Annotated in this window: 8 protein-coding genes and 1 pseudogene; 6 read left to right on the top strand and 3 right to left on the bottom strand. The window is 68.5% G+C overall.

Annotated elements, in window-relative coordinates; genetic code table 11:
- Positions 1–71: 71 nt before the first annotated feature.
- Entirely contained in the window at positions 72–683 is a 612-nt protein-coding gene (locus HOV91_RS17895; protein ID WP_174186539.1) for a helix-turn-helix domain-containing protein, read from the bottom strand.
- An 88-nt stretch (positions 684–771) separates the two neighbouring features.
- Between HOV91_RS17895 and HOV91_RS17900 the strand changes: the two genes are divergently transcribed.
- The 3 genes and pseudogenes from HOV91_RS17900 to HOV91_RS41250 form a co-directional block, all read left to right on the top strand.
- Complete coding sequence (locus HOV91_RS17900) at positions 772–1,770, top strand: NAD(P)/FAD-dependent oxidoreductase (protein ID WP_217440641.1); 999 nt, start codon at positions 772–774, stop codon at positions 1,768–1,770.
- A 116-nt stretch (positions 1,771–1,886) separates the two neighbouring features.
- Positions 1,887–3,473, top strand: coding sequence for an MFS transporter (locus tag HOV91_RS17905; protein ID WP_174186541.1), 1,587 nt, complete (start codon positions 1,887–1,889; stop codon positions 3,471–3,473).
- A 109-nt stretch (positions 3,474–3,582) separates the two neighbouring features.
- A pseudogene (locus HOV91_RS41250) lies at positions 3,583–3,715 on the top strand (IS481 family transposase); the annotation flags it as partial.
- Here HOV91_RS41250 and HOV91_RS17915 read toward each other — a convergent pair.
- A complete protein-coding gene (locus HOV91_RS17915) occupies positions 3,712–4,728 on the bottom strand; it encodes an alpha/beta hydrolase (protein ID WP_174186542.1) in 1,017 nt (338 codons plus the stop codon). The pseudogene HOV91_RS41250 and the gene HOV91_RS17915 sit on opposite strands and share 4 nt — an antisense overlap.
- 88 nt (positions 4,729–4,816) lie before the next feature.
- Positions 4,817–4,951, bottom strand: a complete 135-nt coding sequence (locus tag HOV91_RS40530; protein ID WP_281370905.1) for a hypothetical protein — start codon at positions 4,949–4,951, stop codon at positions 4,817–4,819.
- A gap of 218 nt (positions 4,952–5,169) precedes the next feature.
- On the opposite strand from HOV91_RS40530, the gene HOV91_RS17920 reads away from it, so the two are divergent.
- The 3 genes from HOV91_RS17920 (at position 5,170) to HOV91_RS17930 (ending at position 7,629) form a co-directional block, all read left to right on the top strand.
- On the top strand, positions 5,170–6,258 hold the full coding sequence (locus HOV91_RS17920) for a hypothetical protein (RefSeq protein ID WP_312884670.1): 1,089 nt from the start codon (positions 5,170–5,172) through the stop codon (positions 6,256–6,258).
- 120 nt (positions 6,259–6,378) lie between these two features.
- The gene (locus tag HOV91_RS17925) at positions 6,379–7,179 is read left to right on the top strand and encodes an SAM-dependent methyltransferase (RefSeq protein ID WP_174186543.1); all 801 of its coding nucleotides are present in this window, start codon (positions 6,379–6,381) and stop codon (positions 7,177–7,179) included.
- A 9-nt stretch (positions 7,180–7,188) separates the two neighbouring features.
- Positions 7,189–7,629 carry a nuclear transport factor 2 family protein gene (locus HOV91_RS17930; RefSeq protein WP_174186544.1) on the top strand — a complete coding sequence of 147 codons (441 nt, stop codon included), beginning with the start codon at positions 7,189–7,191 and terminating at the stop codon, positions 7,627–7,629.
- Positions 7,630–7,787: the final 158 nt, after the last annotated feature.

Consider the following 7,787-nt stretch of genomic DNA (forward strand, 5'->3'; position numbering starts at 1 on the left):
CTTTCTTGCCTAAACCGCGAGAAGGGGTTGGGGGAGGTGCCGACGGCGCAAGGGAGCTCTTTGAGCGGCGGTCATTCGCACGGGCCGTCCGTGTCACAGTCGCCGGCGGCGGACTGGCCGGCGTTGTCGCGCTGGTGGCCGCGGCGGGCGTCGCGATCGAAGATGCCGAGGATCTCGCAGGGGCCGCCTTCGGCGCCGAGGGCGTGCGGGAGCATGGTGGGGAATTCGGCGGCCTGGTTGGTCTCGACGCGAAAGCGGCGGTGGCCCAGCATGAGGATCGCGGTGCCGGACAGGACGACGATCCATTCCCGTCCCGGATGCGCCCGCATCCGCGCGGGGTCGTCCGGCGGTGGTTGGGTCATCCGCTGACGCATGACCGTCATGCCGGGGTCGCCCTTGATGGGCCAGCGCATCACACCGTGCGCACTGTCGATCATCGGGCTGGTGACGACGTCGTCGGACGCCGTCTCCACGAGCTGGTCCAGCGAGGTGTCCAGGGCGCGGGCCAGGGTGACGAGCTGGTCGAGGGCGAGGCGGCGCTGACCGTTTTCGATGCGGGACAGTGTGGACTGGCTGAGGTTGGCGCGACCCGCCAGTTCCTCCAAGGACCACCCCTGCGCCACCCGCAGCGCGCGGATGCGCTTGCGTACGAGGCCGTCCAGATCGCCATTATTTTGCGTCATAGGCAACACTGTATGCCTTAGGTGCAAAACGGGCTTAGCCTGCTGAGAGGCCCCAGAACGGGACCACGCATGACGGAAGGTGGAAGCCATGACAGCCCCGGACGCGAGTGATGCCCTGCCCATCGGCACGGTGGACGCCGTGGTGATCGGCGGCGGTGCCGCAGGTCTGAACGGCGCACTGATACTCGCCCGCTCGCGCCGCTCGGTCGTGGTGATCGACAGCGGTACTCCGCGCAACGCGCCTGCCGAGGCCTTGCACGGCTTCATCGTCCTCGACGGCACCCCGCCCGCCGAGATTCTGCGGCGGGGCCGGGAGCAGGTGCGCCGGTACGGCGGCCACGTGGTAGACGGTGAGGTGGCCTCGGCGGCACCGGCCGCCCCGTCGGCGGACGGGGACCTGCGTTTCACCATCACCCTGGCCGACGGCCGCAGTGTGACAGCGCGCCGGGTGCTGGTTGCCACCGGTCTGCGGGATGTGCTGCCCGAGATTCCAGGGCTCGCCGAGCACTGGGGACACGCAGTGGTGCATTGCCCGTATTGCCACGGCTGGGAGGTGCGCGACGAGCCCATCGGGGTTCTCGCCACCGGCGCCATGTCCGTCCACCACGCGCTGCTGTTCCGGCAGTTGACCGAGGACCTGATCTACTTCACCAACGGCACCCACCTGGACGGGGCCAGCCGTGCGCGCTTCGCCGCCAGGGATATCCGTGTCGTCGATACCCCGGTGCAGGCCGTTGCCGACGACAACGACGGCACTCTCGCGGGAGTTCGCCTGGCCGACGGCACCGTCGTGGCCCGCCGCGTGCTCGCCGTCGCCACGCGGATGCTGGCCCGCGCCGATGGGCTGGATGGCCTGAACCTGCCGATGGAGGACCTACCGGACGACATGGGCCGCCGCTTCGCCTCCGGTATGGCGGGTGCCACGGAGGTGCCCGGTGTGTGGGTGGCAGGCAATGCCACCGACCTCGCCGCCCAAGTGGGTGCCTCCGGTGCGGCCGGTGCCCTGGCCGGATCCCACATCAACGCCATGCTGGCCACCGCGGACACCGACGCAGCCCTTGCCGCGGCCCAGGCCCCCGCTTCCTGATCCCACCACGGCCCCGGAACCCGCACGACCGCAGGCAATCCGCTCGGCCCCCATCACCCCACTACGCGACCGGACCCTGATCCGGCGCTGATTCAGCATGCCTTGGAGATCACCCGATGAGTACGAACAAAACTTCACCCCCTGCGGACGCCAACGGCGCCGTACCTGACGCACGCCGGCTGCGCACCATCCTGATCACCGTCTCCATCGCGCTGATGGCTGTGATCGCGTCGGTGTCCGGGCTCGGCGTCGCGCAAACCCACATGGCGGTCGACTTCGGCGCTTCGCAGAGCACGATCCTGTGGATCATCAATATCTACACGCTCGCCCTGGCCGCGCTCCTGCTGCCGCTCGGGGCGATCGGTGACCGCCTGGGACGCAAGCCGATGCTGATCGCCGGGTTGCTGGTGTTCGGCGTCTCGAACGTCCTGGCCGGCGTCGCCCCGAATGCGGAGGTCATGCTGGCCGTTCGCGTGGCAGGCGGGGTCGGCGCGGCGATGATCATGCCGATCACCCTGGCCGTCATCACCTCCACCTTTCCCGAGGAGCAGCGCGCCAAGGCGATCGGCGTGTGGACCGGTGTCGCGGGAGCCGGCGGCGTGCTCGGCATGTTCCTGTCCGCACTCCTGGTCGATGTCGGGGACTGGCGTCGGCTGTTCGTGCTGCCCGTCGTACTGAGCGTCGTCGCCCTCGGCATGACGGTGAAGTCGGTTCCCAACTCCCGCGAGACCTCGGCCCACCGCTTCGACACCGTCGGCGCGCTGGTCTCCATCGTCGCGGTGAGCGCCCTCATCTTCGTGCTGCAGGAAGGCCCCGAACGCGGTTGGACGGCCCCCGCGACCCTGATCAGCCTCGCCGTCGGCCTCACGGCCGCAACCGGTTTCGCGGCCTGGGAACTGCGCCGCCGCGACGCCGCGCTCCTGGACGTGCGGCTCTTCCGCGAGCGTGGCCTGGCGGGCGGGTCCCTCACGCTGCTGGCCGTCTTCGGTGTGCAGGCCGGCATCGCCGTGGTCCTCTTCCCGTTCTTCCAGGCCGTGTTCGGCTGGTCGGGCCTGCTGTCCACACTGGCCCTGATGCCCATGGCCATCACGATGATGATGGCCTCCGGCCTCGCCCCCAAAGTTGCCGCGCGCACCGGCTCCCGCGCGACCATGGCCGCGGGCATCGCGCTGGCCGGGATCGGGCTGGCCCTGATGGCGCTGTTCGTCTCCGCCGACGGCTACCTGAGCATCCTGCCCGGCATGCTCGTCATGGGCTTCGGCATGGGCCTGTCGATGACCCCCTCCACCGAGGCCATCACCGCGTCCCTGCCCCGTGCGAAGCAGGGCGTTGCCTCCGCCCTCAACGACGTCACCCGTGAGTTCGGCACGGCCCTCGGTGTTGCCATGCTCGGCGCGCTCCTGTCCGCCGGGTACCGCAACGCCATCGACAGCCGGCTGAGCGGCATCCCCCAGGACACCGCCGGCGCGGCCAGGGAGGGCATCGCCACCGCCGTCGAGGCAGCGGGCAGCGCGGGCGCGCACGCACAAGATCTGGTCCATGCCGCCCAGCAGTCCTTCGTCGACGGTTGGCAGCAGGCCATGTGGGCGGGCGTGGCCGTCATGGGAATCCTGTTCCTCTACATTCTGGCCCGCGGCCCCGAGAACACCAGCCCTTCACCGGATCACGCGGCGAAAGCCGACGAAGCCATCCCCGCGCCGTAACCCGGGCGACGGCTGCACGGACCATCCGTCCGGCGCCCTGCAACCCCCTGGCAACCGAAGGGCGTCGGACCTCGCCCTCATGGGTGGCATACCCGCCACCCGCAACGCAGGCGTCATCCACAAACGTATCCGCCCCTACCGTCCGCAGACGAACGGCAAGGTGGAGCGCCTGAACCCATACCGCACTCGACGGCAAGCCGCCCATCACACGCGTCAACAACCCTGCGGGTCGATACACCTAGGCGATCGAACGCACCCAGTCGATGACGGCGGCCCGGTACTCGGCGGTGTTGCGCGCCAGATTGACCGAATGCCCGCTGCCGGGCAACACGTAGGTGCGCAGCCGCGCGGCCGGGCTGAAGAACGGCGCCTCGGCGGCGTGGAGTGTCTCGGCCGTCGCGCAGACCGCGAATCCGGGGCCACAGGACAGCCGGTCCAGGCTGCCGTTGACGACCAGGACCGGGACATCGATGAAGTTCGTCATCGGCGGAAGGGTGGAAGTCAGGCCGTCGGGATATTCGGTCGGCGAGAAGACTTCCTTGGTCGCTTCGTCCACCGCGAGGACTTCGGGGTCGGCCGTCTCGGGGGCGAAGAAATCGGCGGCGCGGGTACCGGGTCGCGTCGTCAAATAGCCCGGATCGTATCCGCGCCCGGCGAATTGCGGATCCCCGGCGGCTTGGTGGTAGGTGGAGATGACGCCGAGGACTTCCGACACGTTGAGGGCGTGGGAGAAACCGGTGAGCAGGACACCGTCGACATCCCGGTAGGTGCTCGCCTCCAGGACATCGATACCCGAGCTGAGCGAATGCCCGCCGGTGACGACCTTGCCGAACGGGGGCGCACCCGCCAGCCCTCGGCGCAGGGCCTGGACGATGTCGTGCAGGGCGCGCGCCGAGACCGTCGCCGTGACCTGTGTGCTCGGAGGTCTGGTGCTCGCGCCGTTGCCGAGCCGATCGACCACCAGTGTGGCGATCCCCGCGGCGTTCATCGCGCGCCGGAAGTTGTAAGTCTCGGGGGCGTAGGGGAAGTCCCAGTACGTGTGGTTGTAGTTGGAACCCGCGATCAGCACCATGACGGTGTCGGTCGCCTGCGCCGTGGGCGTGCACAGATCACCGGCCATCACGCCCAGCGGGACCGGCAGGGAAACCGACGTGCAGCGACCCGGCGGAGTGTCCTCGGCATGGGCCACGCACGGAGTCAGGCAGAGCAGTGTCGCCGCGGCCGAGGCGACGAAGGACCGTAGCGAGGTTCGCACGCGACGCAGGCTATGCCCGAACCTCGCGCCACGCAATACCGGTCGTTCGTATAGTGCGGCTTGTCAAGCGCATTCGGGTTACGGAACGTCAATCATTCGATCCTGCAACGAAGGTGGCGAAGTCGTCCTCGGCGGCGCCGCCGTCGACGAAGGCCCGGGTGTCGAGGACGGTGCACCCGAGTCCGGCGACGCTGGCGAACCGGTAGTCGCTGCATAGCGTCATCGAGGTCCTCGCGCGTCGAAATGGTGATCGAGAAGACGCCGAGCGCCTCCTGAGACGGGGCCGGTCGTGCGTCCGGCTATCCGGAGGACGACGAGACGGCACATAATGTTCCGTGGCTATCGCATAGTTGATTCCGCACACGTGCATTCGGTCGTGCCCGACTTCGCGTCGGGAGCGCGGATCTTCGGGACGAGGCGGTGAACGAGGAGCGCGGGAACGTGGGTGCAACGAGACAGGAACGGGCAGTGCATTTCGTCGGCAGTTTCCCGGCGGAGAGCACGGACGTCGCGATGCGGGCCATGCTGGACAGCGCCGGTGCGCGGCTGCGTACCTTGCCGACGGGGGAGACCGGGCGCTACGAGTTCTACATCCAGCCGATCGTCGAAGATCTGGTGACCCAGGGCGTCCTGGCGGTGAAGAAGCCCGGGACGTGGCGCTCGAGCCGGAATCGGACGATCCACCGCGTCGCCCACGGCACCGAATTGCGAGGGGACGCCATGAATCTCGGCTATCGGCGGGAGGCCGAAGAGGCGCTGCCGATCTTCCGGGCGTTGCGCGGGGACCGAGATCTGCCCGGACTCGCGTTGCAGATCGGCATGCCGACCGACTTCACGTTGACGTTCATCGCCATGGGGGCGTCAGGGGTGCGGCGGCATCGCCGGGCGTTCATCGACGCCACCGTGCGGGACATCACGGCCATTCGCGAGCTGGCCGGCGACGATGTCGTCGTGCAACTCGAGGCCACGGCGGAGCTGGTGCTCATGTCGAAGACGCAACCGCTGCACCGAACGGTCGAACGGGCGCTGGGACTGGGCGAGGGGATCGCCGCGCTGGCCGCGGCCGCGCCCGAAGGGACCCGTTTCGGGGTGCACCTGTGCCTGGGCAGTTTGCGCAACAAAGCCCGTGGCAGGTTGCGCGATGCCCGGCCGCTGGTCGATCTGGCGAATTCCGTCGTCCGGCACTGGCCGCGGGGACGCGTCCTGGAATACGTGCACGGCCCCGTCGCGGCGGGCGATAGACCGCCGCCGGAGAAGGCCGAGTTCTATGCGCCACTGGCGGGGCTGACGCTGGGTGCGGGCACGGATTTCTATGCGGGGTTGGTGCATGACGTTCCGACCGAGGCGCAGCAGGTGGAGACGTTGCGGCTCATCGAGAGCGCGCTCGGCCGCCCGGTCGACGGAGTGGCCTGCGCGTGCGGTCTGGGCCGCCGTTCCCGTGCGGTGGCCGACGAGCTCATGGCGCGAGCCGGGGTGCTCGCGGCGGCGGGGCATCCGACGGGGGAGTCCGCCGGACCGCGTCCCCGGTGACATCGGAATCGTCTTTCACGCGAGATTGTCTATGTCTTCCCGCCAGAAGGAAATTCGGCAACGACAGTAACAATTCGTTCGGATCTTACTCAGCGGGATCAGGAAGGTACGGTGTCCGACATGGAGCGAGCACCGCGGGGCGTCGATCCGAACGTGCCGAATTCCGCCCGGGTATACGACTATCTGCTGGGCGGCAAAGACAACTACGAGGTGGACCGGGCGGTCGCGCATCGCATGCTGTCCATCGCGCCGGATACCCGGACGTTGGCGTGGTTCAGTCGCAAGTTCCTGGTCAACGCGGTCCAGCTCGCCGCACAGGCGGGGATCCGGCAGTTCGTCGATCTCGGTGCGGGCATCCCGACTTCGCCCAGCGTGCACGAGGTCGCCCGCGAGATCGATCCGTCGGCGCGGGTGGTGTACGTCGACTTCGACCCGGTCGTCTACGCGCACTGCAATGCCCTGCTGGCGCACGCGGAAGGCGTGACGGCGATGCAGGGCGACGTCCGCCGGCCGGACGACATCCTCGACCGGCTGAAGAGCGAGGGGTCGATCGACTTCGACGAGCCGGTCGCGATCACGCTCGTCGGCGTCCTGCATTTCGTGATGGACGACGAGCGCCCGGCCGAGATCGTCGCGCGATTGGGTGCGGCCATGGCGCCGGGGAGCTTTCTCGCGTTCACGCACGGCGCCGACAACAGCAACCCGGACTTCATCGCCCAATCCTCGTCGGACACCGCCAATTCCTCGGCGCAGGTGAGGTATCGGTCTTCGGCCGTGGTCGAGTCGTTCTTCGAGGGTTTCGACCTGATGGATCCCGGCGTGGTTCCCTTGCAGCGGTGGCTCGACGACGACCTCCCGGACACCGGGCTGGTGCTGCTGGGCGGGGTGGCTCGGAAACCCGCGGAGGTACCTGCCGACTAAGGTCGGCGTATGTCCGAAATCTCCACTCTCGCCGACCGGCTCGCCATCGTCGACGTGATCACCAAGATGTTCGTGTACACCGATCAGAAGCGCTGGGAAGGGCTGTCGTCGGAGGTCTTCACCCCGACCGTGGATTTCGACGGCGGGTTCGGCTGGCCGGTGGGGGAGCGGGCCGCCGCCGACATCATCGCGGACTGGCGCACCGGGCTCGCCGACCTCGACGGGGTGCACCACCAGTCCGGTAACCACCTCATCGATCTGGACGGCGACACCGCGCGCGTGCACGCGGACGCCATCGCGGTGCACGTCAAGAACGCCGCGGTCGAGGGCAAGACCCGCACGTTCGTCGGCAGCTACTCCCTCGGCGTGGTACGCACCGCCGACGGGTGGCGGGTCGACCGGTTCCAGTACCACCTGAAAGTGATCGAGGGCAACGCCGACCTGGTCTAGGTGTACGGCCCAGGGACGTTGGTTGAGGTTCTGTGACGACACGCGGTAAGTGATCGTTGAATGGTGAAGGTCTCCTGTCGTGGAGTGGGAGTTGCTGAGACAACCACTGCATCGAACAGGAGACCTTCGTGGTCCACGCTAACGCACCCTTGACCCCG

The organism is Nocardia barduliensis, assembly GCF_013315795.1.
GTDB classification, from domain to species: domain Bacteria; phylum Actinomycetota; class Actinomycetes; order Mycobacteriales; family Mycobacteriaceae; genus Nocardia; species Nocardia barduliensis.